This window comes from Prevotella sp. tc2-28, from assembly GCF_900107705.1.
In the GTDB taxonomy this organism is placed as follows: Bacteria; Bacteroidota; Bacteroidia; order Bacteroidales; family Bacteroidaceae; genus Prevotella.
The window spans coordinates 47,221-69,840 of the sequence record NZ_FNRE01000003.1 but is presented as its reverse complement, the minus strand read 5'-3'; the positions used below and the strand labels follow the sequence as shown (position 1 = coordinate 69,840).

General features: G+C 47.8%; 19 protein-coding genes and 1 pseudogene. 8 read left to right on the top strand and 12 right to left on the bottom strand.

Annotation, left to right across the window (positions count from 1 at the left end; translation table 11 throughout):
* Positions 1-53: 53 nt before the first annotated feature.
* Entirely contained in the window at positions 54-479 is a 426-nt protein-coding gene (locus BLU47_RS03555; RefSeq protein ID WP_091958518.1) for an Hsp20/alpha crystallin family protein, read from the top strand.
* A 50-nt stretch (positions 480-529) separates the two neighbouring features.
* Here BLU47_RS03555 and BLU47_RS03550 read toward each other — a convergent pair whose 3' ends face one another.
* The gene (locus BLU47_RS03550) at positions 530-1,891 is read right to left on the bottom strand and encodes a TrpB-like pyridoxal phosphate-dependent enzyme (protein ID WP_091958515.1); all 1,362 of its coding nucleotides are present in this window, start codon (positions 1,889-1,891) and stop codon (positions 530-532) included.
* A gap of 123 nt (positions 1,892-2,014) precedes the next feature.
* On the opposite strand from BLU47_RS03550, the gene BLU47_RS03545 reads away from it, so the two are divergent.
* Positions 2,015-3,439 carry a sodium:solute symporter gene (locus BLU47_RS03545; protein ID WP_091958513.1) on the top strand — a complete coding sequence of 475 codons (1,425 nt, stop codon included), beginning with the start codon at positions 2,015-2,017 and terminating at the stop codon, positions 3,437-3,439.
* Between the two features lie 4 nt (positions 3,440-3,443).
* Here the strand turns inward: BLU47_RS03545 and BLU47_RS03540 are convergent, their stop codons facing one another.
* The 8 genes from BLU47_RS03540 to BLU47_RS03505 form a co-directional block, all read right to left on the bottom strand.
* The gene (locus BLU47_RS03540) at positions 3,444-4,469 is read right to left on the bottom strand and encodes a helix-turn-helix domain-containing protein (protein WP_091958510.1); all 1,026 of its coding nucleotides are present in this window, start codon (positions 4,467-4,469) and stop codon (positions 3,444-3,446) included.
* Positions 4,470-4,843: 374 nt separating this feature from the next.
* The gene (gene trxB / locus BLU47_RS03535) at positions 4,844-5,779 is read right to left on the bottom strand and encodes a thioredoxin-disulfide reductase (RefSeq protein ID WP_091958507.1); all 936 of its coding nucleotides are present in this window, start codon (positions 5,777-5,779) and stop codon (positions 4,844-4,846) included.
* 2 nt (positions 5,780-5,781) lie between these two features.
* Positions 5,782-6,333 (bottom strand): glutathione peroxidase, encoded by a 552-nt coding sequence (locus tag BLU47_RS03530; RefSeq protein ID WP_091958504.1) that lies wholly within the window; start codon positions 6,331-6,333, stop codon positions 5,782-5,784.
* 98 nt (positions 6,334-6,431) lie between these two features.
* A complete protein-coding gene (locus BLU47_RS03525; protein WP_091958501.1) occupies positions 6,432-7,382 on the bottom strand; it encodes a DNA/RNA non-specific endonuclease in 951 nt (316 codons plus the stop codon).
* A 97-nt stretch (positions 7,383-7,479) separates the two neighbouring features.
* Positions 7,480-7,734, bottom strand: coding sequence for a type B 50S ribosomal protein L31 (locus BLU47_RS03520; protein WP_091958498.1), 255 nt, complete (start codon positions 7,732-7,734; stop codon positions 7,480-7,482).
* Positions 7,735-7,916: 182 nt separating this feature from the next.
* Positions 7,917-9,575: a single stranded DNA-binding domain-containing protein gene (locus BLU47_RS03515; protein ID WP_143025446.1), complete on the bottom strand. Its 1,659-nt coding sequence runs from the start codon at positions 9,573-9,575 to the stop codon at positions 7,917-7,919.
* A 39-nt stretch (positions 9,576-9,614) separates the two neighbouring features.
* Positions 9,615-10,481: a DUF5689 domain-containing protein gene (locus tag BLU47_RS03510; protein WP_091958493.1), complete on the bottom strand. Its 867-nt coding sequence runs from the start codon at positions 10,479-10,481 to the stop codon at positions 9,615-9,617.
* A gap of 13 nt (positions 10,482-10,494) precedes the next feature.
* Positions 10,495-13,176: a TonB-dependent receptor gene (locus tag BLU47_RS03505; protein WP_091958491.1), complete on the bottom strand. Its 2,682-nt coding sequence runs from the start codon at positions 13,174-13,176 to the stop codon at positions 10,495-10,497.
* A gap of 147 nt (positions 13,177-13,323) precedes the next feature.
* On the opposite strand from BLU47_RS03505, the gene BLU47_RS03500 reads away from it, so the two are divergent.
* From BLU47_RS03500 to udk, 3 genes are read left to right on the top strand one after another with little or no spacing between them, the layout of a single operon-like run.
* Positions 13,324-14,376 carry an endonuclease/exonuclease/phosphatase family protein gene (locus tag BLU47_RS03500; RefSeq protein WP_091958488.1) on the top strand — a complete coding sequence of 351 codons (1,053 nt, stop codon included), beginning with the start codon at positions 13,324-13,326 and terminating at the stop codon, positions 14,374-14,376.
* Positions 14,376-14,963 carry a uracil-DNA glycosylase family protein gene (locus BLU47_RS03495; protein WP_091958485.1) on the top strand — a complete coding sequence of 196 codons (588 nt, stop codon included), beginning with the start codon at positions 14,376-14,378 and terminating at the stop codon, positions 14,961-14,963. The genes BLU47_RS03500 and BLU47_RS03495 overlap by 1 nt, the downstream gene beginning before the upstream one ends.
* Entirely contained in the window at positions 14,951-15,565 is a 615-nt protein-coding gene (gene udk, locus BLU47_RS03490; RefSeq protein ID WP_091958482.1) for a uridine kinase, read from the top strand. Before BLU47_RS03495 ends, udk begins: the two co-directional genes overlap by 13 nt.
* A gap of 10 nt (positions 15,566-15,575) precedes the next feature.
* Here udk and BLU47_RS03485 read toward each other — a convergent pair whose 3' ends face one another.
* Positions 15,576-16,283 (bottom strand): HdeD family acid-resistance protein, encoded by a 708-nt coding sequence (locus BLU47_RS03485; RefSeq protein ID WP_091958479.1) that lies wholly within the window; start codon positions 16,281-16,283, stop codon positions 15,576-15,578.
* Positions 16,284-16,340: 57 nt separating this feature from the next.
* On the opposite strand from BLU47_RS03485, the pseudogene BLU47_RS03480 reads away from it, so the two are divergent.
* Positions 16,341-16,841, top strand: a pseudogene (locus tag BLU47_RS03480) (histidine phosphatase family protein); the annotation flags it as partial.
* Here the strand turns inward: BLU47_RS03480 and BLU47_RS03475 are convergent.
* Positions 16,839-17,798 carry a hypothetical protein gene (locus tag BLU47_RS03475; RefSeq protein ID WP_255402077.1) on the bottom strand — a complete coding sequence of 320 codons (960 nt, stop codon included), beginning with the start codon at positions 17,796-17,798 and terminating at the stop codon, positions 16,839-16,841. The pseudogene BLU47_RS03480 and the gene BLU47_RS03475 sit on opposite strands and share 3 nt — an antisense overlap.
* Before the next feature lie 264 nt (positions 17,799-18,062).
* Here BLU47_RS03475 and BLU47_RS03470 point away from each other — a divergent pair, with 264 nt between their 5' ends.
* The gene (locus BLU47_RS03470) at positions 18,063-20,207 is read left to right on the top strand and encodes a glycoside hydrolase family 43 protein (protein ID WP_091958473.1); all 2,145 of its coding nucleotides are present in this window, start codon (positions 18,063-18,065) and stop codon (positions 20,205-20,207) included.
* 36 nt (positions 20,208-20,243) lie between these two features.
* A complete protein-coding gene (locus BLU47_RS03465) occupies positions 20,244-22,271 on the top strand; it encodes an alpha-L-arabinofuranosidase C-terminal domain-containing protein (protein WP_091958471.1) in 2,028 nt (675 codons plus the stop codon).
* Between the two features lies 1 nt (position 22,272).
* Here BLU47_RS03465 and BLU47_RS03460 read toward each other — a convergent pair whose 3' ends face one another.
* Positions 22,273-22,551: a hypothetical protein gene (locus BLU47_RS03460; RefSeq protein WP_176780432.1), complete on the bottom strand. Its 279-nt coding sequence runs from the start codon at positions 22,549-22,551 to the stop codon at positions 22,273-22,275.
* Between the last annotated feature and the right edge of the window lie 69 nt (positions 22,552-22,620).

Genomic DNA, 22,620 nt, shown 5'->3' with positions numbered 1-22,620 from the left:
AGAAAAAAAACAACATGTGTAACAAATAAAAATATAATTAGGAGGTAAAAATTATGATGCCAATGATGAGAACAAACAATTGGATTCCTACCGTGTTTAACGATTTGTTTGATGCTGACTTTATGCCGAAGGCTAACGCTACGGCTCCTGCCATCAACGTAAAGGAATCGGACAAAGCCTATACCGTGGAGCTAGCTGCCCCGGGCATGAAGAAGGAGGATTTCAACGTACACATCAACGACGAGGGTAACCTCATCATCAAGATGGAAAGTAAACAGGAACATAAGGAGGAGGACAAGAATACGCGCTATCTGCGTCGTGAGTTCAGTTACTCAAAATACGAGCAGACGCTGATTCTGCCTGACGATGTCAACAAGGAGCAGATCTCTGCCAAAGTGGAAAACGGTGTGCTGACCGTTGACCTGCCGAAACTGGTAGAGGAGAAAGTGAAGGTCTCGCGACAGATTGATATCGCATAACACAAAGAAAGCCCGCTCAAACAGAGCGGGCTTCTTTTATCGTAGAATGATTATTGCTTGTCGAGTTCTGCCAGGTTCTGGGCGATCATCTCGTCGGTGACGGTGTAGTTCTGCAGGTCACCGTTGATGTATGACTCATAAGAAGGCATGTCAATCAAGCCATGACCGGAGAGGTTGAAGAGGATGACTTTCTCCTCGCCCGTCTCGATGCATTTCTTGGCTTCACGGATGGTAGCCGCAATGGCGTGAGTGCTCTCGGGAGCAGGGATAATGCCCTCGGTGCGGGCAAAGAGCATACCTGCCTCGAAGGTTTCGAGTTGGGGAATGTCGACACCATGCATCAGACCGTCCTTGATGAGCTGGGAGATAATCATACCTGCACCGTGATAGCGCAGTCCGCCAGCATGGATGTTAGAGGGCTTGAAGTTGTGGCCCAACGTGAACATGGGCAGCAACGGCGTGTAGCCTGCCTCGTCGCCAAAGTCGTAACGGAACTGGCCGCGTGTGAGCTTCGGACAACTGTCGGGCTCAGCAGCAATAAACTCGGTGGTCTTGCCGTCCAGCAGGTTGTGGCGCATGAAGGGGAAGGAGATGCCACCGAAGTTGGAGCCACCGCCAAAGCATCCGATGACGATATCGGGGTATTCGCCTGCCATTGCCATCTGCTTCTCAGCCTCCAGTCCGATGATGGTCTGGTGCAGACCGACGTGGTTGAGCACAGAACCCAAGGTGTATTTACAGTTGGGGGTGGTGGTGGCCAGTTCGACAGCCTCGGAAATAGCCGTTCCCAAAGAGCCAGGATGGGTGGGGTCCTTGGTGATGATGTCCTTGCCAGCACGGGTGGACATGGAAGGAGAACCGGTGACAGCAGCTCCGAAGGTGCGCATCACACTGGAGCGATAGGGCTTCTGCTGCATCGTGATCTTCACCTGATAGACGGCACACTCCAGTCCGTAGAGCTTGGCAGCATAGCTTAGGGCCATACCCCACTGGCCGGCACCGGTCTCTGTGGTGACGTTGGTGGTGCCTTCCTGCTTGGCATAGTAGCACTGAGGAATGGCGGAGTTGATTTTATGCGAACCCAACGGGTTGGTGCTCTCGTTCTTGAAGTAGATATGGGCAGGGGTGCCCAGGGCCTCTTCAAGGGCATAGGCGCGTACCAACGGTGTAGAACGGTAATATTTGTATTTGTCGAGCACTTCTTCCGGAATATCTATCCATGCGTGTTCAGTGTCCAACTCTTGCACACAGCACTCGCGGGGGAAGATGTGTGCCAGGTCATCGACGCCTAAGGGCTGCTTGGTAGCAGGGTGGATAGGCGGCATCGGCTTGTTGGGCATGTCGGCCTGGATGTTGTACCACTGTGTAGGAATCTCGCTCTCTTGGAGAATGAATTTTTTCTGTTTTGTCATTTTGCTTATTGTTGTTGGTTAGAGATTACCGACTGCAAAGATACAAATAAATTTAATATTTGACAATTTACAATTTACAATTTATTGTTCAATTGCGTAATTTTTTGTATTTTTGCAGCCATTATGATGATGATTGCTATCGTTTTGGGCTATTTTTTGCTGCTGTTCGGCATCAGTCGGTGGACAGGTCGTAGGGCAACCAACGAGACGTTCTACAGAGCTGACAGGCGATCACCGTGGTATATGGTGGCCTTCGGCATGGTGGGTGCCTCGATATCGGGTGTTACCTTCGTGTCGGTTCCGGGAATGGTGCTTCATACGCAAATGACGTATCTGCAGATGTGTATGGGCTTCATCCTGGGATATGTCGTGGTGGCTTTCCTCCTGCTGCCACTCTATTATAAGCTGAACCTGACGTCTATCTACGGCTATCTGGCTCAGCGACTGGGAAGGAGGTCGCATAAGACGGGGGCGTCGTTCTTCCTGTTGTCGAAGATGATGGGAGCTGCAGTGCGATTCTATGTGGTCTGCATGATTCTCCAACATTTTGTGTTAACACCGATGGGAGTGCCCTTCGTGGCTACGGTGATGGGAATGGTGCTGCTGATATGGCTCTACACGCGACAGGGTGGTATCAAGACACTGGTGTGGACGGACTCGTTGCAGACGGTGTGTCTGTTTACGGCTCTTCTCCTTATTATATATAAGGTAGTGACAGATATGGACATGACGATGACGGAAGCGGTGCGTGCCATAGCTGCCAACGACCTGTCGCGCATCGTCGTGATGGATGACTGGGTGTCGAAACAGCATTTCTGGAAACAGTTTCTGAGTGGTGTGTTCGTCGTATTGGTCATGACGGGGGTGGATCAGGACATGATGCAGAAGAACCTGACGTGTAAGACGCTACGGGGAGCCCAGAAAGATATGTGTACCTATGGCCTGGCATTCCTGCCTGCCAACTTGCTATTCCTCTCGCTGGGCGTGTTGCTCGTAATGTGGTACCAGCAAAAGGGCATAGCCATTCCTGTCATGGGTGACGACTTGCTGCCTCAATACATTTCGCTCACTTCTAACCTGTCACCTCTCACAGCCATCTTCGTGCTTGGCATTCTGGCGGCATCGTTCTCTAGTGCTGACTCTGCCTTGACATCGCTGACGACGATTTTTTGTGTGGATATCAAGGAACGGGCTGATGATGAGGCATTGAGAAAGTGCGTCCACATCGTTATGTGCGTATTGTTCGTTCTGGTTATCCTTCTGTTCAAGACGGTCAACTCCACCAGTCTGATAGATGCAGTATATATCATCGCATCGTATACCTATGGGCCTTTGCTGGGCTTGTTTGCATTCGGACTGCTGACAAAATACGTCGTTAACGACTATTACGTGCCGTATATCGCTGTCGCCTCGCCCTTGCTATGCTACCTGCTGGACTATGGGGTAGGGCAATGGACGGGTTATCGTTTTGGCTATGAGCTGCTGATGCTGAATGCCTTGTTTACCTTTACGGGACTATGGTTGACGCGTCGTAATGATGGTCTCTAAACAGCTATTCTGCCCTGAGCTTTTCAAAATACTCCTTAGGCTGGGTTCCTATGACGCGCTTGAAGGAGGTGGCGAAGTATTTGGGATCCCTGAATCCTACACGGTAGGCTATATCGCTGATACGGAGGTCTGGATTTTCCTTGGCCATGCGACAGGCTGCCTGTATGCGGATGTCGCGGATGAAATTGGTGATGCTCTTGCCTGTAAGGGCACGTATTTTATTATAAAGAGAACTGGGACTGGCTCCCATATCAGCTGCAAATGTCTCACGGTCGTAGTCGCTGTCGTCGATATGCTCCTGGACACAGTTGATGGCGCGTTGCAGGAATTTCTGGTCAGGCGACTCGTATGCCTCTTGCACGATGCTCTCCAGTGTCTTCTTGTCTATATCGGCATCTTTGGGCAATTGGATGGTTGGCACGTTGAGTGCTATGTCATTAGGAATGTGGAAGGTGGAAAGTTGTTCTGTTGGCAATATGGCCTCGTTGTCGCCTGGTTGAAACTGGTAGGCTTCTTTCTTGATGGGAAGCTCTATATAAATGGAGTTACCATGCCCTTCGTAATAGTTGCTGTTGAGCGTTCCGTGGTGCAGGCTTACCAATTGGGAGACAAGGGTGAGTCCTGTCCCAGGAAGTTTAGATCCTGTATCATTGAAACTAATCGTGATATGGTCGTATTTGGTGTTGGTTGAGGCTTCCAGCATGACTTTGCCGCCTGAAGGGGTGTGTTGGGCCATGTCGGAGAGCAATAGCAGGATAATCTTGTCTATCTTGTCTGTATCAGTCCATCCCATCATACTGTCTGGATTGCATTTGATGCTGAATTCCAAATGATTTTCCTCCATCAATGTATTGAAATGTACAGCGGTATTACGGATGCAATGCATGATGTCGTTATTGCTGACCTTTACGGATAGGTCACTGTTGGGCAAAATAGGGTGGTCTTGCAATGGCTGACGAAGCTTCAACCGTGTGCAATATATGAGTAATATAACAATAATAATGATAAGTAGAAGGTTTAAAATATCCATAATGGGTACATTTGTTCGGTGCAAATTTACAACTTTTGCACAAATAATGATAAAAAGAGGTTTGAAATTTATGTTAAAATGACGATTTTGGTTTAATTATCATTATTTATACTCCAAAAAATGTAATAATCACGAATTTTAAACCTTAATTAATGGAATGTGAACCCCCTTGCTATGGAATTGTAGTACATTTGCAACAGAAAAACAGAGAATTAGAGAATTCTCTTCCTCATTTAAATTACTTGATAGGGGTTTCCCTATTACAGAATAGAATTTTAATGGTTAAGGTTTATGGTTGATTAATTTAGTTTTTTATGTAAAAAGCCTCGCTGGGAAGCGAGGCTTTTTTGATGCATATCCCAAAAGGTGATACTCTAACTGTTCTCCAATAGGAAGCGCTCGGCTTCGATGGCTGCCTGGCAACCTGTTCCTGCTGCACTGATAGCCTGACGATACACAGGATCGGCACAGTCGCCGGCAACAAAGATGCCTGCTAGCTTGGTGCGTGGGGTTCCGTCAATCTTCTTCAGGTAACCTACTTCGTCGGTGTCAAGCCACTCTTTGAAGATGTCGGTGTTTGGCTTATGACCAATGGCGAGGAAGAAACCGTCAATAGCGATGTCTACCTTTTCTTCGTCGGGCTCTCCCTTACGCTTGACGAGGTGTGCACCTTCTACGCCGTTCTCGCCAAACAGTCCCAGGGTGTTGTGCTCAAACAGAATTTCGATGTTCTCTGCCTGCATGACACGATCCTGCATGACCTTGGAGGCACGCAAGAAGGGCTTGCGTACGATCAGGTACACTTTCTTGGCGAGTCCACTGAGGTAGAGGGCATCTTCACAGGCGGTATCGCCACCACCAACCACGGCTACGGTCTTCTTGCGATAGAAGAATCCGTCGCAGGTGGCACATGCACTGACGCCTTGTCCATTGTACTTACGCTCGTCGTCGAGTCCCAGGTACTTGGCTGAGGCTCCTGTGGCGATAATGACGGTATCTGCCTGCAGTTCTGTGCCATCCTCAGCCCAAAGCTTATAGGGACGTTGTGAGAAATCGACCTTGGTGATAGATCCGTCGCGAATGTCTGCACCAAAACGCTCGGCCTGCTCCCGGAGGTCCATCATCATCTGGTTGCCATCAACTCCCTGAGGATAACCAGGAAAATTCTCGACCTCAGTAGTCTGAGTCAGCTGTCCTCCGGGTTGCATACCGCTATATTCAACGGGATGCAGGTTGGCACGACTGGCATAGATGGCTGCTGTATAGCCTGCAGGGCCGCTACCTATAATCAAGCATTTTACGTGTTCCATACTTATTTCAAGAGTTCCTCAATCTGCTTTTCAATGTTCTCCATCTTCTCGGTGGGCTCAAAACGTGCAATAACCTGTCCTTTCTTGTTGATGAGGAACTTGGTGAAATTCCACTTGATATCGGACTTTTGCTTGTAGTCAGGGTCAACCTTGGACAGCATATCGTCCAAAATGGGGGTCAGGTTGTGCTCTGGGTCCCATCCGGCAAAGCCTTTCTGGTCCTGCAGAAACTTGAAGAGTGGCTCGGCATCTTCACCGTTTACCTTGACTTTCTTGAATCGGGGGAACTCGGTGCCGAAGTTGAGCTTACAGAACTCGTGAATGCTCTCGTCTGTGCCGGGAGCCTGCTGTCCGAACTGGTTGCAGGGGAAATCGAGAATCTCAAAACCCTGGCTATGGTATTTCTTGTAGCATGCTTCCAATTCGTCGTACTGTGGGGTGAAGCCGCACTTGGTGGCTGTGTTGACAATCAGCAGTACCTCGTTGGCATACTCTTTCAGTGAAACGTCTTTTCCCTTTCTGTCTTTGACAGAGAAATCATAAATAGTCTTCATTGTTTATGTGTAATTTATTATAAATGTTGTATCTTCGGTTAATTAGCCTGCCCAAAGATACAACATTTCCTTGTGATAGCCAAGAATTTTAATTTTTTTTATTGAAGATTCCAGTCGCTAAGCGTCAGTGTGCCCTCAACCTTGTTCTCTGTGTCGTCTGGAAGATTACAGAAGAAGTCGATTCCGGTCTTGCTTTCCAAGTCGTCGATGCTCATGGCATACTTGCTGAGTAGGTCGCCAGAACGGTCTTCGTTCAGGTGCTCCATCCAAAAAGCGATACCCCTGACTCCCTTGGTCGTCTGACTGACAATAGCCATGAAGAAGTATTTTGGAATGATGTGTTTGCCAATGGTGTATCCTAATATTTCGCTATCCTTGTCGATAGTGCCTCCTTTGCAGACATACATCACGTTGCTGTTCTTGCCCCAAGAACGTACCTGTCCTTCAAGCTTAGCCCACAGCTTGCCATTGAAGTTGCCTACCTGCGGGTAGATGTTTGTCATGTAAAACGTCTGTTGGTTGGCTTCTTTATCATAGATGCGGTCTTGTGAGGCACAGATGTGGCCTTTCTGATACAAATAATCTGATTCTTTGTGAACACCGGGGATATAGCCTGGGTAGTAACTCTTGCTCAGTTCGCTATAGGTCGCCTGTTGCTCGGTTTGAGGAACCTTCGGGTCGTATGCCCAGGGATCGCCATTGGGCCATAACTGATTTCTGCTGTATTTCTCAACGCGGTTTTCGCTGTTCACTTCCCAGCAGACCCAACGTGTGGCCTTCTTCTGATGATCCCACTCCAAAGAAAAGTTCACTCCATAATTCGTGGTGGAGTGTACTATGATGTCGCTTGTGCCACCTTTCACTTTTGGGAACTCATAGTGTGTCTGAGCCTCAGTGGGACCAGATGTGTTCTTGTTGGTATTTGCACTAGTGTCGTCACTGATGGATGTTGTCTTGGAGTCTCCGTGGATGTTGACAGGGTCGTCACCACCACAGGCAGCCATTGTAAGTGCACAGGCGAAAAGAAAGATAAGTTGTTTAGTCTTCATAGTTGCTGATGTTTTTGTTATTAGCTAAAAAGGCGCGTCAAAAGGCATATGCAACTACCTTCGGACGCGCCTTAAATCTTGTTAGGCTTGAAATTATTTATTTCTTCGCAGCCTTACCGTAGCGGCTCATGAACTTATCAACACGACCAGCGGTGTCGACGAGCTTGCTCTTACCAGTGTAGAAGGGGTGAGAAGTGCTCGAAATTTCAATCTTTACCACGGGGTAAGTTTCGCCTTCGAACTCTACAGTGTCGTTAGTCTTTGCTGTAGACTTCGAGAGAAACATATCGCCGTTGGACATGTCCTTGAACACGACGGGGCGATAGTTGTCTGGATGAATACCTTTTTTCATTTTCTTGTTAATTATTATATGTTACTTGTCTATTGTGCATAAAAGCGGGTGCAAAGGTAAGAAAAAAAATCCTTCTAACCAAATATTTTATCTCTTTTCTCAAAAATTATTTCCTGCAATCAAGTGAAAAGCTGCAAAACCTGTTGGTCTTGCAGCCTTTTTGATGGTTATGATGCGAATTATTATTTCGCGTAAGTGATTTCTATTGAGGCTATTCGCAACTGACTGGCAGCACCAGTACCCGTATGGGAATTCGTAATGGTTGTCGTCGTGTCGTCTATGCCATTGAGGTTCACAGTCATGCCCTCAATAACAATCGTTCCTTTTGATGCAGAGATCTTTCCTTCAGCGTTGTTTGCGGAACAAGTTAGCTTAATGGAGGCAATCTTCTTGGATGCAGTCACAGTAACGCTGTTGTTGGGATACATGCGGACTGCTGTGCCTGAATCGTAGTATTTGGGTGCATTGTTATTGCTTCCTTTGTCGAAAGTCAGTACCGTGCCGTCAGTGAGCGTCTTGGTACCAACTTCAACACCATTTGCTACACCCAATGAAGACATGGCTACTGTTATACTGCTTGCACCGGATTCTCCACCACCAGGGGTGTCACTACTATCTTCTACTTTGACAAAGTAGGCATTGGCAACTTGAATTTGTCCGTTGTAAGAGCTGCGGTTTCCAATAATGGTAATCTTGGTACCGGCCTGCAAGCCTTGTGCAGCTACTAACTCTTGGAATTTCTGTTTGGCTCCACCCTTTTCTGACAGCAGACCATAAACGTATACAGAACCCGTTGCATCTTCAAGATTGAAGTTTCCATACTTATCGCCTTCTTTTAGGCTCTTGATTGTACCCGTCAATTGATACCAGATATCGGTGCTTTCAGCAGCAGCGTTAAACTCGGCAATGGTAACAGCCTTAACCTCACTGGAAGGGGTGCCACCAGAACCTTCACTTGTCTTCTTTCCATTGATGGTGACTATCTGGGCTGCACTCTTTCCTGATGTTTCAGGAGTGTTGCCTTGATAGTTGTAAATAGGTCCGTAGACAACGACTTCGTCACCGGCATTTACTGTGTAACCGTCAGCCAGTTTTTCTCCGTCTGTTCCTGCAACTTGGAATGCCTTAAAGGTAGTTGTTGCATCTTTGGTGTCGCCCATGTCGAAGGTCACGTTTCCAAAGCCACCGGAAACAGTCCCCCCCTTCACCACAATGCCTTTTACATAGTACTTCTCAGTAGATGCTGTAGTGCCAATCTCCTTGCATTTCGCAATAGCAGCGGCAATGTTGAAGGGATCGGCTTGTGTGCCAGTACCTTTAGCTTCACCTGTTGGCGCAGGATCGCCGCCTGTTTTTCCATTGACAGAGTAGATATAACCTGTATTCTGTACGGTCTCAGGCGTATTACCTTTGTAGTTTACAATCTTACCGCAGATAATGACATCGTCACCCACTTTAATCATCTTCTCGTCGGTAATCTTCTGGTTGTTAAAGCCCTTTACGCGGTAGGCTGTAAATTTGTTGGTACCTTCGGTATCATCAGATAGAATGAAGGATGCATTGCCATAGGATGCAGAAATCTCAGAGATGGAGAGAACCTTTCCCTTGACATAAAGAGCAGTTTCTGACTCAACGTCAGCACCTAATTCCTTCACGAAGTCAATAGCCTTCTGCACATTGAAGGGGTCGGTAGCTGTACCTGTTCCCGTAGGCGGAATGTCAGAACCCCTGCTGTCACCCTTTGGTGGCGTAACAGTGCCAAATGGACTCGGAACGTCCTCACAGCTGGCTAGGGCAAATACCACTAATGCCAGTGTCATAAGTCTTGCAATCTTTTTCATATCTTTTTTCTATTTTGTTATTCGTTGAGGTTAAGTAAGTTATTGGGCAACCTTGATGTCCTTATCAGTACGCATCAGAATCTGCCAAGTATTGTTGAAACGTGAGGCAATACCTGTGATGTCAACCTTGCCCGTTGGCATGACAGCATTGGCGAACTTGGCGTAGGTACTGGTACGCACGACAACGTTGTTCATGCCTTTGATATCACGGTTGGCACAATTGCTAGTCAGGGTTACACTGCCGTCAGATGGGGCAAAGACGGCCTTTCCGTCAGCTGCTGTCAGTTCCACGTTTTTCAGTGTAATTAGTTTACAGCAGTCCTTTTCCAGATCCAGAGCAGCCATACTGGTTACTGCTATGGGGGTGGGCTTTAGATCATCCAGTTCTTCCAATAGCTTGTAGTGTTTCATCCATTCGTAGCGGCTCATACGTCCTGTCTGGATATTACCGTTCTTGGGATTCTCGTAGATGGTGCCAATTTGGGGCTGTTGTCCGTAGCCACCAACATAAAGTCCTTCCAGCTCTATCAAAACGGCCTGTCCGATGGAGAATGGACCATAGAGACCAGCTTGTGAGATACTGATGCTGATAGCACCTGTTGCATCCTGGATATAGAGTGACTGGTAGATGTTGCCACCCTCGTCGTTACCCACCACGATGCCTTGTATCTGCAGAGGCTCGGTAACCTGTCTCAGACTTCCACCACTGATTTCTTTACTGAACATAGCCTTGACGTCAGCGATACTCTTAGGGTTGGTCGCTCTCAGATTTTGGTTGCCGTTGGCTTCTATTCCGTAGGTTGGGTCGTATTGCTCCCACGGTTTTTGTCCCCAGTTACCATCATCGTGACATGAGGCTGTCAGCAATGCTGCCAAAGCGAAGAGAATATATTTCTTTGTCTTCATAGTTGTCCTGTTTTTAGAATTTATATGCAATGTTCAGCATTCCGTTGATTCCGTAGGCATAGAACTTCTTGGGGTTCTTGTCAAATTTGTAAACGCGTGCAGAACCAACTTCACCCGTTTCTGAGTTGACAGAGTAGTTGCTTCGCCCTTGTTCGTAACCACCAGTACAGAGCTTGGTGTTGTTCAGCAGGTTGGACAATGAGAGGTTGATGCTGAGTGAGCCTTTCTTCAGTCTAAGGCTCTTACCGATAGAGAGGTCGAGCATAAAACCGCCGTTGCTCTTCTCCTGGTCGATGGCACCAGGCAACAGTTGTCCTTCTTGGACACTGGGATCCTGGGCGGCCTGTGCGCTGGTATAGTATACCTGTTCGCCTGTCACAATATACTTGCTGGGATCGTTACCTGCGTTAGGCTGGTTGTGGTTGGCATCGTAGAACTGAGTCCATGATGTCTGACGGTTCTCCAGGGTGTTGCCATAGCGATAGCTAGGTGAATAGCTTAAGTAGATGCGGTGGTAGTAATTACCCATAACATCAATGAACCAGCCACCAGCATGGTAACTCAGTGTCAGGTTGTAAGCAGAAAGTGGTGTGCCGCTCTCGCGCATGTTCTTATTATATACAATGTCATCATGATAGGTCCCTTCGGTGGAGTTCATATAACGAACAGCTGCGTTGTTCATGTTCTTGGCTTCGCTAATGGTTCCGATGGTCTTGACGCTGAAAGCAGAGCCGAGCTTGAAGTTCAGACCCCATTCCAATCCGTAGTGAGCCTTCTTAATGCCTGTCATAGAGACATAGGAGAACGAACCGATGTCGTCGTAGAAGAAGTTCTGCCATTCTGTAACGTCTGTCAGGTAGCTGTAGTATCCGTTGACGTTGGCCTTCATCCAGCTAGTCTCAAACTGATAGCCCAGTTCGGAACTGAACACCTTCTCGTTCTTCAGGTTTGCCACAAAGTCGTTGTTGATCTCAGGAGAGACAAAGGCAGTCTGAGCCTGTGGAGCCTTGAACTCGAAGCCGGCACCCAGCGTTACTGTGTTGCCCTTGGCGAAACGATAGGCCAGACCGACTTTGCCACCACCTTCCAGGAATTTAGCCGTACCACTCTTGCCATAGGAATATTCTGCAGCCATACCATTGCGCATCTTGCCATCGCGTTGCATGGTGACACCACCAATGCGACCTGCGAGGAATGAATGCAGGGCACCCTTGTTGTAACGAAGGGCACTCCACAGCTGAGCCTTGCGTACCAACAGGTTATAATCATAACCGAAGCGGTCGCCCTCATTGACAACGCCATTCGGATTGTTCAGGTCATATTGTACGCGAGGGTCAGAAGCGGGGTAGTTCCCTAGTGCGTAGGTGTTGATGTTATGGAAAGTCTTGGCTCCCAGCAGGTCTTCCATTGTCTGGTAGTGCATACCCGTGTTGTGGGCAAGCTGTAGGCCAACATTCCACGTCGTGTTTTTGTTCAGTTCCGTCTTTAGGGCTGACGACAAAGTGATGTTCAGATTGTTATTATGCTTGGCCTGAACATAGTAAGCGGCGTCACGACCAGTGGCATTGCCCTGCAGGTTGGCATAATACAGACCATCCCAGTTGATTTGGCGGTTAGCCTTGCTGTCCCCTAGGTAGGTAGCTGCATACATGAAGTCGTTATAGCCTGTCATGGTACGTCCCCAGTAGTCATCTTCATTCCAAACGTCATAGTAACTCGATGGCATGTTCTTCCAATAGTCGGGGGCAGGATTCTCTCCACCATTGTAGTTGAGCTTGGTGGCCTTGTACATAGAGTAACGGCCTGTCAACGAGGTGGTCAGTTTGGTCTTGTCGCTGATGTTCCAATCCCAGGTGATCATGGCTGTGGGCGCAAAGTCGTTAACAACACGTGAGTTACGCTTCTCGCCATTCTGGTATCCCCAGTTGGGGTTGTAGAAATTACTGTTTGCCAACCAATACATCTCGTCAGTACCAGCACCTTGTGTGGCACGTTCTGTTGGGTTACCCCATGTAACGATGCTTAGCGAGTGGAAGTCGTTCAATTTCTTCTCAGCGCCAAAGAAATAGGAGAGGGCGTTGTAGAACGTTCCATCGACATACGACGTGTTCATGTTGGCCCAGCGGTAGGTGACATTTGCAGAGAATGCCCATCCGTCAGGTCGAAGTCCTGTGTTGATAGTGTACATGGCACGTACGGTATAGTTACGGTTAGCACCGCTTAGCGTCAGTCGTTGTCCTGTAGGCATGTGACTAGGACGGAAGTCGTAATTATTCGAACCACCCATGCCTGTCATGGAGAAATTGTTGAACTCAAAAGGCAGTGCATTCTCCACGCCACGAGTCTGCTGGTTCAGACCTCCTACCAGTGCATAGCGGAACTGACCTGTCTCCATATCGTTCATCAGGGCACCGTTGATGTAAATCTCATTGTACTTTTGATTAAAAGCACGATAGCGGAAGCGGACGGGACTGAACATGTAGCCTACTTGTGATGCGTAGATGTTCTGGTTTGAAGAGATGATCGTCACATTCTGAGACATGTCATCGTCCTCGCCCAACTGAGCTTCCGTGAAAGTGAAGGCCTGTTCGCTGGTTACGGCAGCCTGTCCTTCCTTGTCCGTTTCTGGGGACTGGGCAAAAGCTGTCGTTGCCACACAAAGTGCCAACACGGCAAATTTCAGTTTTCTTTGCATAAGATTACTTGTTTATAATTATTAGTATATTTGCTGCAAAGTTAACGAATAAAAAGAAAAAATAGCTATGTTTTCGTATCTTTTTTTTAAAAATATTAGATTATCTCAAAAATTATGCCTATCTTCGCAACATAAAACTATAAGCATATGAAAAAATTACTATCCCTTCTCGCCGTCATGTTCCTGGCAGGAACGTTGAATGCGCAAGCCCAGGAGAAGAAATTCTCGGTCTATGCTATTGGATTCTATAACCTTGAGAACCTGTTTGATACTTGTCACGATGCTGGAAAGAACGACTATGAGTATCTGCCCGATGGACGCAACAAATGGTCAGGGCTAAAGTATACGAGCAAGTTGCGTAACATGGCACGCGTGCTCTCCGAGATGGGTACCGACAAGTTGCCTCTTGTGGGATGTGCTGCTATCGGTGTCTCTGAGGTTGAAAATGCCAAGTGTCTGACGGACTTGTGTAATCAGGATGTCTTGAAGGCCCGCAATTTCCAGTTCTGTCATATTGAAGGTCCAGACCAACGCGGGGTTGACTGCGGTTTGCTTTACAATCCGTCACTCTTCACAGTGCGTAATGTCAAATTGGTGCCTTATGTCTATGATTTGCCGAAAGACTCCATGCGAGCTACACGTGGTTTCCTTGTGGTTAGTGGAACAATGGCTAACGAGCATGTCACCATCATTGTCAACCACTTGCCTTCCCGTGGAGCCTCCTCTTATTACCGCGAATTGGGAGGCAAACAGATACGTGTAGTAAAGGACTCGCTGATTGCTGAGGACCCTCAGGTGAAGCTTTTCATCATGGGTGATATGAACGACGACCCGAAGGATCCCTCAATGTCTGTTGCATTGGGTGCCAAGCGTAAGATTGAAGAAGTCAAGGAACAGGCTGACCTATATAATCCTTTCTGGGATATCCATGCCAGTGGAACGGGAACATTGATGTATGATGGTGCCTGGAACCTTTTCGACCAGATTATCTTGTCGAACTCGCTGTTGAACCAGAAAGGACAGCGCGACTATTCGACATTGAAGTTGTGGCAACCTCAGATATTCCGTCGTGACTACTTGTTCCAGCAAGAAGGAAAGTATAAGGGAAATACGTTGCGTACCCATGCTGGTGGCGTATGGCTCAACGGTTATAGCGATCACCTGCCAACACTAGTATATCTGGTAAAAGAGCAGAAATAATGGAGATAGAGCACCATCCTTTTGAACCTTTTCTGCCATTGAATGCAAAGTTGTTGATGCTAGGCACTTTCCCACCGGCAGAGAAACGATGGGCTATGAAGTTCTATTATCCCAATTTTACCAATGATATGTGGCGCATCATGGGCATCTGTTTCTTTGGTGACAAGATGTACTTTGTCAGATTAAAGGAGAAGACTTACGATATCGACAACATCGTGGCATTTCTAAAAGAGAAGGGGATTGCCATGTATGATACAGCCACACGCATTATTCGTACTAAGAATACAGCCAGCGATAAGGACTTGGACATCGTGGAGGAGACCAATCTGGCGGAGATGGTTCGCAAAATACCAGCGTGCCAGGCAATTTTGACAGCTGGACAGTTGGCAACCACAATTGCTTGTCGACAGTTCCATATGGAGGAACCTCAAGTGGGTGACTATACTGAGTTCGAATTCGATCATCGGAGAATGCGCCTTTATCGGATGCCAAGTAGTTCGCGTGCCTACCCAATGGCTGTCGAACGAAAGGCGGAGGCATATCAGAAAGTGTTTAATTTCTTATTTAAAAAAGAATGTATATTATAGGAATTGCGGGCGGTACAGGTTCAGGCAAGACGACCGTCGTAAAGAAAATTGCCAAAGTTCTGCCTCCCCATTGCGCAGCAGTTGTTCCTCTTGATTCGTACTATAATGATACTACAGGAATGACAGACGAGGAACGGAAGGCCATCAACTTCGACCATCCTGATGCCTTTGACTGGAAACTGTTGACGGAGCATATCAAAATGTTGAAAAATGGTGAGGCTATTGAGCAGCCTACCTATTCATACGTCATTTCCAACCGTCTGCCAGAAACTGTACATGTAGAACCGAAGCCTGTTATCATCCTAGAGGGCATTATGACGCTGCATTATAAGAAGTTGCGTGACATGATGGACCTTAAAATTTTTGTGGATACTGATGATGACGTACGTCTTATCCGTAATATCCGACGTGATGTAGTGGAGCGTGGACGAACCGTAGATATGGTACTCGACCGGTATGAGAAAGTGCTCAAGCCCATGCACCAGCAGTTCATAGAACCTACAAAGAAATATGCCGATCTTATCATCCCCTGGGGACATGAGAATAAGACCGGCATACATATCCTAAAGACCTACATCGAAGGTATTGTGACCAACGTGTAGAGATTGGTCGCTATCCGATAAAATCAGGGTACTCCTCCTCCTTTTCTTCTGAGGTAGGGGTACTCTCTTCTTGTGACTTGTTGATTTCAGAACTGATTTCTACGGCAGTATCCTGCTGGTTCAGACGTTCAGACTCCTCTTGCTGACGTTCTGCCAATTTGCGAATACTGCGAATTTTCAAGGCGTTGATGAGTTCAGTTATTCCGTAGAGCAATGAACACCAACCTAATATGAGCAGAGGCAATTCAGCAGTCTCCATGGGCTTCAAGACAACAAATAGGCCCGTGATGAAGATGATGGATGGGGCAATCCAAAAGCCGAATGAAACTTTGCCCAATCGACGGGCAGAAACCAGGTTCATCAGTTGGTTGATACCGCCTAGAATCATGATGGCACCAAGGATATACATCAAACCATTGACAAATACATGAGGTGACAAGGCCAGAACCAGTCCTAAGATGACGCTACCGGCTCCCACGATAGGAAAGGTGGGCTGACCTCCGGAAACGATACGCCCCTGGCTGTCAGTAATCGTATATTCACCTTCGTGTTTCTTTGCATTCAGATAAGCCATCACGGAAATGATGCCCGATAACAGGAAAAGCACCCCAATAGCTATTGTCAGCCATGTAACTCCGTCTTGCGGATACTTGATAAGCAGTGCACCAACCACAATGGCACATAATGCTCGGAAAATGGAACTCTGAAAAATCTTCATATTTGTTTTTTTATGATTCTGGGGGCAAAGATACAAATTTTTCGTATCTTTGCATGCATGAAGACAACAATTTTTTTGGTTCGACATGGTGAAACCGTTGATAATGCACGGCAAATCATGCAGGGACAGACACAAGGTGAACTGAATGAGCAGGGAATCGAACAGGCGCAGCAAGTGGCTCAACGCTTGGCTAAAGAGACCATTGACGCTGTAGTGGCCAGTGATTTGCATCGCGCCATCCAGACAGCAGCGTTTATTGCTGCACCTCATGGGTTACCTGTCGAGACAACACCCTTGTTGCGTGAACGCGACTGGGGTGGATTTACGGGACGCTATATTCCTGAATTGAAAGGTGAGGTGTGGCCTGATGATATAGAAAGTGAGGAAACTTTGCTGTTGAGAGCTCGCGACTTTCTGTTATATCTAACGGCCACATACCCGGGGAAACGAGTAGTGGCCGTTGGTCATGGTATCATCAACAAAGCTATCTTAGCCGTTTATGCAAGGTGTACGATGCGTGAGGTGCAGCGAATGATGAATGCTGAAGTTCGTCTGTTAACGACCTCTGCTGAAAGCACCGCCTCTGCTGCTGTGACCGCCTCCCTGGCTGCCTCCGCTGCTGCGGTGACCTCCTCCAAAGGAACCGCTGCTCATGCTACGGGTAGCGCCACTGCCGAATGAACCTCCTCCTGTGCGACCGCTAGTGCTGCCTCCAAAAGAGCCTCCACCTGTGCGACCGCTGTGATTTCCTCCGAATGATCCACCACCGTTATGGCTTCCTCCAAAAGAGCCACCACCGCTATATGAGCCGCTTGCTCCAGTACGTGGGTTTGTACTGCGAACTCCACCATTGTGGAAAGTGCCGTTGCGATGGAAAGAACCACGGTCGGTAAATGAACCACTGTTACGGTTTACAGTGGTACGTGTAGAACTGTGGCGCACACCTCCGTAGTTGTCACGATAACGGGTGACGGGCCCACGGCTGTGGTGGAAATCACCACGGTTCCAACGGTCCAGCATGCCGAAATGCGTGCGTCCTACAGGGCGGAAATGCTCACGACGACCATAGTAGTAGCCTCGTCCACCAATGACGTGCCAGGCATGTCCACCACGATAGCTGGCGTAGAATACAGGACGTCCGAAGTAGAAGTAGTCACGGTGTGGATAGCGGGCGTAGATGCCAAAATGCCAGAAACCGTCACGCCAGTAGAGTGGGCGATAGAAGTAGCTGGCAGCACAGAATGTGCGCCACTGCCAATCCAATAGTACATAGCTCATGTCCAGGTTACGGCGCTCCCAGTAGTTACCATATACATCATCGTAGCTCGTCACACCCATCAGGTAGTCGAGGTTGATTTCGTAGGCTGCCTCATACTGTTCGTCCGTCAAGTTCAACTCGTATGCCATTTTGTCTGTTAGAAACAATGCTTCGTTGCGAGCCTGTTCATAACTCATTGCCTTGCCCGTTGCTGCCATTGTCAGTATAATTGTAAGGGCTATCATGATCTTCTTCATAATCGTTGGTTTTATTTGTTCACGATGCAAAAGTAGACAGAAAATAATGATATAACAAAGGATTTTCCCTAATCGAAGAGGGGAATTTCCCTAAAAGCGCAAAATGATTTGGTGTTATCACAAAAAAACACTATCTTTGTTCCAAAATTGAGCATAAAGGAGCCTTTGTTATTGTTTAGCAGCCCTTCCTTTGGAGTGCAGACTATTTAATTCTTTGACCTAAAGGTACAAAGCGTTTTAAAAACGATTAGATAATAGCGAATTATGAAACAAATAATCATTCTCACATTTTTTATTCTAATTTCTCATTTGCCCACGGCAAGTGCTCAGACTTCATGGACTGCTGATAATGGAAATGGAACCTTTACGAATCCGTTGTTCTATGACGAGTTCTCCGACCCAGACATCCTTCGTGTGGGTGATGACTATTATCTGGCGGGTACTACAATGCATGCCGTTCCAGGCCTTGTCATCCTGCATTCCAAGGATTTGGTTAACTGGGAAAATATCAGCTATTGCTTTGACCGTTTCGATTTTGACGATGAGGCGTTTTCGCTGAAAAACCATAAAGAGATTTATGGCCAGGGTGTATGGGCACCAGCCATCCGTTGTGCAAACGGACAGTTTTATGTTTTTACGAATGTCAACGGTAAAGGGCTCCAATGTTATACCTCAAAGGATATCCGTGGACCATGGAAACATCATAACATGCAGGGCCGTATCTACGACCTTTCTGTGCTCTTCGATGACGATGGAAAAATATATGCCATTCATGGATATGGAGAGGTGAAGTGTACAGAACTGAAACCCGACATGAGCGGACCGAAAGAGGAAACAGAGCGTGTCATCATTCCTGAGGGTAATGCAGTTGGAGAGGGACACCACATGTATAAGATCAATGGTATGTACTACCTTATCTCTACCGATTATAAACCTAATGGACGAACCCTCTGTTCGCGGTCTAAGAGTATCTGGGGACCTTACGAGACCATCACCATCACTGCCGACGAGACGTTTGGCTATCATGCAGCTCCACTGACACAAGTCCCTCGTGGTGTGAAATACCGCATTGGTGAGGATGGCACGCCGTTTGGTCTTCCTGCTGTTGACAAGGATGCTACTGCTTGTACCAATATTCATCAGGGGGGCATTGTCGAAGATCAGAACGGTCAATGGTGGGCTTTACTGATGATGGACTTCCATTCCATCGGCCGTACGGTGACACTGGCACCGATTACATGGAAAGACGGATGGCCCATGTTGGGACTGGAAGGTAACCTCGGACGTGCTCCTCGCACGTGGCTAAAGCCTCAGATAGAAGTGAGAGGTAAGGAGCAAGAAGAAAGGATTTTCCAACCTCATGCACCATACGACCGCTCGGACAACTTCAACTATTCACTCACCTCTCGCCATTCACCTCTCACTTCTTTGAAGCCTATTTGGCAATGGAACCACAATCCTGATGACACCAAGTGGAGCCTGAAAAATGGCCGTCTGCGCCTGCAGTCAATGCCTGCCGAACAGCTGATGTGGGCCCGCAACACGTTGACACAGCGCGTTATTGGTCCTGCCAGCGTCGCTACCGTCGAACTGTATGTTCAAGGTATGAAGGATGGCGACGTCGCCGGACTGGGCAACATCAATGTGCCTTGCTCGTGGATAGGGGTCACCAAGGATGACTCTCGCCTGCATCTGCGCTGTTTCGAACAAGCAGTCAACGATACTGTGACCTTAGGTATCGCCGCAACAGACGGGACCATCAAAAAAGTTTGGTTGCGCATGGTAGGTGACTATGACCATGACCAGGCACACTATGAATACTCGCTCAATGGCGAGGATTATCACCAGATAGGCCGTGAGATGCCTTTAAGCTATCAGCTCATCACCTTCCAAGGCTCGCGCCACGCCCTCTTTGCTTTCAATCACAAGGGCAAGCAGGGTGGCTATGCAGAGTTTGACAATTTCACTGTCGTAGAGCCCAAGGCTGACCGTTCGGGTAATATTCCTTACGGCAAGAGTTTCCGTATCATCAATCTTGCTACAGGTCGTCCTGCTATTGCTCTGGAGCATGGCCTGTTGCATGACACCTATGCCAAGGACAATTCCAAGTTAACACGTTTTCGTATCATTGATAAAGGACAGGGACAGGTTATCCTCCAGTGTGAAGACGGTCGCTACGTTTTCTGTGCTGGCTATGGTCTTGCCGGTGATGTCCGTCTGACCACTGATGTTTCGAAAGCCGAGGTGTTTATGTGGCAGGACTACCTTGACCATGAGTTTATGCTCATGTCAATGCGTACCCACCGATATATCGGCAAGAGTCCTACTACGGGCAGTCCTTATTCTATGGACTTTACAGGTGTAGACCCTGCCCGTCGTAATGGGGCTGTTTTCCGTTGGGAAGAATAATATGAACATTTGTATAACTTTATTAGACCTAAGAAAATGAAGAAAAGATTCTTATCATTGGCTGTTGTCATGGGTATATCCCTTGTCGCTATGGCACAAATGACGATGGATGTAAGTACCAAGAAATTAGGTGCGCCTATCCAATCGACCATGTATGGTATTTTTTTCGAGGACATCAACTATGCCGCTGATGGCGGATTGTATGGTGAACTGGTGAAGAACCGCTCCTTCGAGTTTCCTCAGCACTTGATGGGATGGCAGGCCTTTGGTCGTGTCGAGGTGGAGGATGACGGACCCTTTGAGCGTTGCCCGCACTATGTGGAATTGAGCAATCCTGGTCATCGCGACCGTCGCACAGGTCTGGTGAATGAGGGGTACTTCGGCATTGGCGTAAAGAAAGGTGAGAGCTACCGCTTCTCCGTATGGGCCAAGGCTCCTAAGGGTAATTCTGCCATCCGTGTCCAGCTCATTCAGGAGAATTCGATGGATGAACGCCAAGAGTTTGCTGAGCAGAAACTGAATATCACCTCCAAGGAATGGAAGAAATACACCGTTACACTGACTGCTTCGAAAACACTGAAGCATGCTAAACTGCGCATTTTCCTGAATAGTGCTAACAAAGTCTGTCTGGAGCATGTGTCGTTGTTCCCTGTCAAAACCTATAAGAACCGTGAGAATGGAATGCGTCGCGACTTAGCACAAGCTTTGGAAGACCTACGCCCGGGTATCTTCCGTTTCCCTGGTGGATGCATCGTGGAGGGTACCGACCTGACAACCCGTTATCAGTGGAAGAACTCTGTAGGTCCTGTAGAAAACCGTCCGCTGAACCAGAACCGCTGGGAACATACCTTTGACTTCCGCTACTTCCCCGACTACTATCAGTCATATGGACTGGGTTTCTTTGAGTTCTTTCAGTTGGCTGAGGACATCGGTGCCGAACCATTGCCCGTCATCTCATGTGGCCTAAGTTGTCAATTCCAGAACCCTAACCCCACCAAGCCTGGTGTGCATGTGGCCCTTGACGACCTGGATTCCTATATCCAGGATGCTCTCGACCTTGTAGAGTTTGCCAATGGTGATGTAACTACGAAGTGGGGTGAGGTACGTGCCGACATGGGTCACCCTGCTCCTTTTAACCTGAAGTTCTTGGGTGTTGGTAACGAGCAGTGGGACTATGATGAGGCTCACGGTGGTTTTGGTCCTGTATTTACGGCTCGTCTGAAGAAGTTTAGTGATGCCTTGCGTGCCAAATATCCAACGCTGAAACTGATCGGTACCACAGGCCCTAACTCTGAGGGTTGGGATTTCGACCTGCTGCAACCCCGTATGAAGGAACTGAAGGTTGATCTCTACGACGAGCACTATTATCGTAATGAAGCATGGTTCCTGAGCCATGGCCTCCGCTACGACTCTTACGATCGCAAGGGACCAAAGGTGTTTGCGGGTGAGTATGCCTGTCACGGCAAGGGTAAGAAGTGGAACCACTACGAGGCTGCTATCTTGGAGGCTGCTCACATGACAGGCTTTGAGCGTAATGCCGACATCGTACATATGACGACTCCTGCTCCGCTCTTCGCCCATGTCGACGGATGGCAATGGCGTCCAGACCAGATTTGGTACGACCAGACACAGATGTTCAAGACCGTGAGCTACTATGTTCAGCAGATGTACGCCACCAACAAGGGTACGCATGTTCTTTCGCTGACCACACCAGCCAAGACGAAAAAGGGCAAGCCTCAGCCTGTCGCCAACCAGGAAGGTCAGAATGGACTCTTTGCTTCAGCCGCCTATGACAAAGATGCCAACGAGGTCATTGTCAAGGTGGTCAATACGTCGAAGAACGAGCAGTCCATCACACTGAATCTGAAGGACATGACAGGTGCCGAAACTGCTCAGACACTTACGCTGAGTCATCAGGGTCTGGATGATGAGAACAGCATCCAGCATCCTGAATTCATCACACCGAAGAAAGGTAGTGCGGCAGTTGAGGTAGGTAAAAAGCAGTCGGTCATCAACGACCTGCTTCCTGCCATGTCGTTCCGTATCTACCGCATCAAGAAATAAATCAGTATTTGTGGAAACTCCATGTTTGGCTGCCTTTGGTAATGACAAGCTGGTCGTTATCTAAGGCAGCTATTTTTACCCTGATATTATTGAAAGGCTTGAAACCAAACGATTCCTCAATCATTATGGTGTCTGCTTTCTCTGCCTTTTCTGAATAACACTGAATGAACAGACTGTCACCCACATGCTGGAAATTTCCATACACGTTACAGTTCTTAAGATCCTTCACCCAAACAATAGAACCAGAGAAACTGATGTATTTGGAATCGGTATGATCCATGCGCCACTGGCCCAGCAAATCGCCGGCTTCTCTTCCTTCTTGACATGAGGAAAAGAGAAGTGAAAAGTG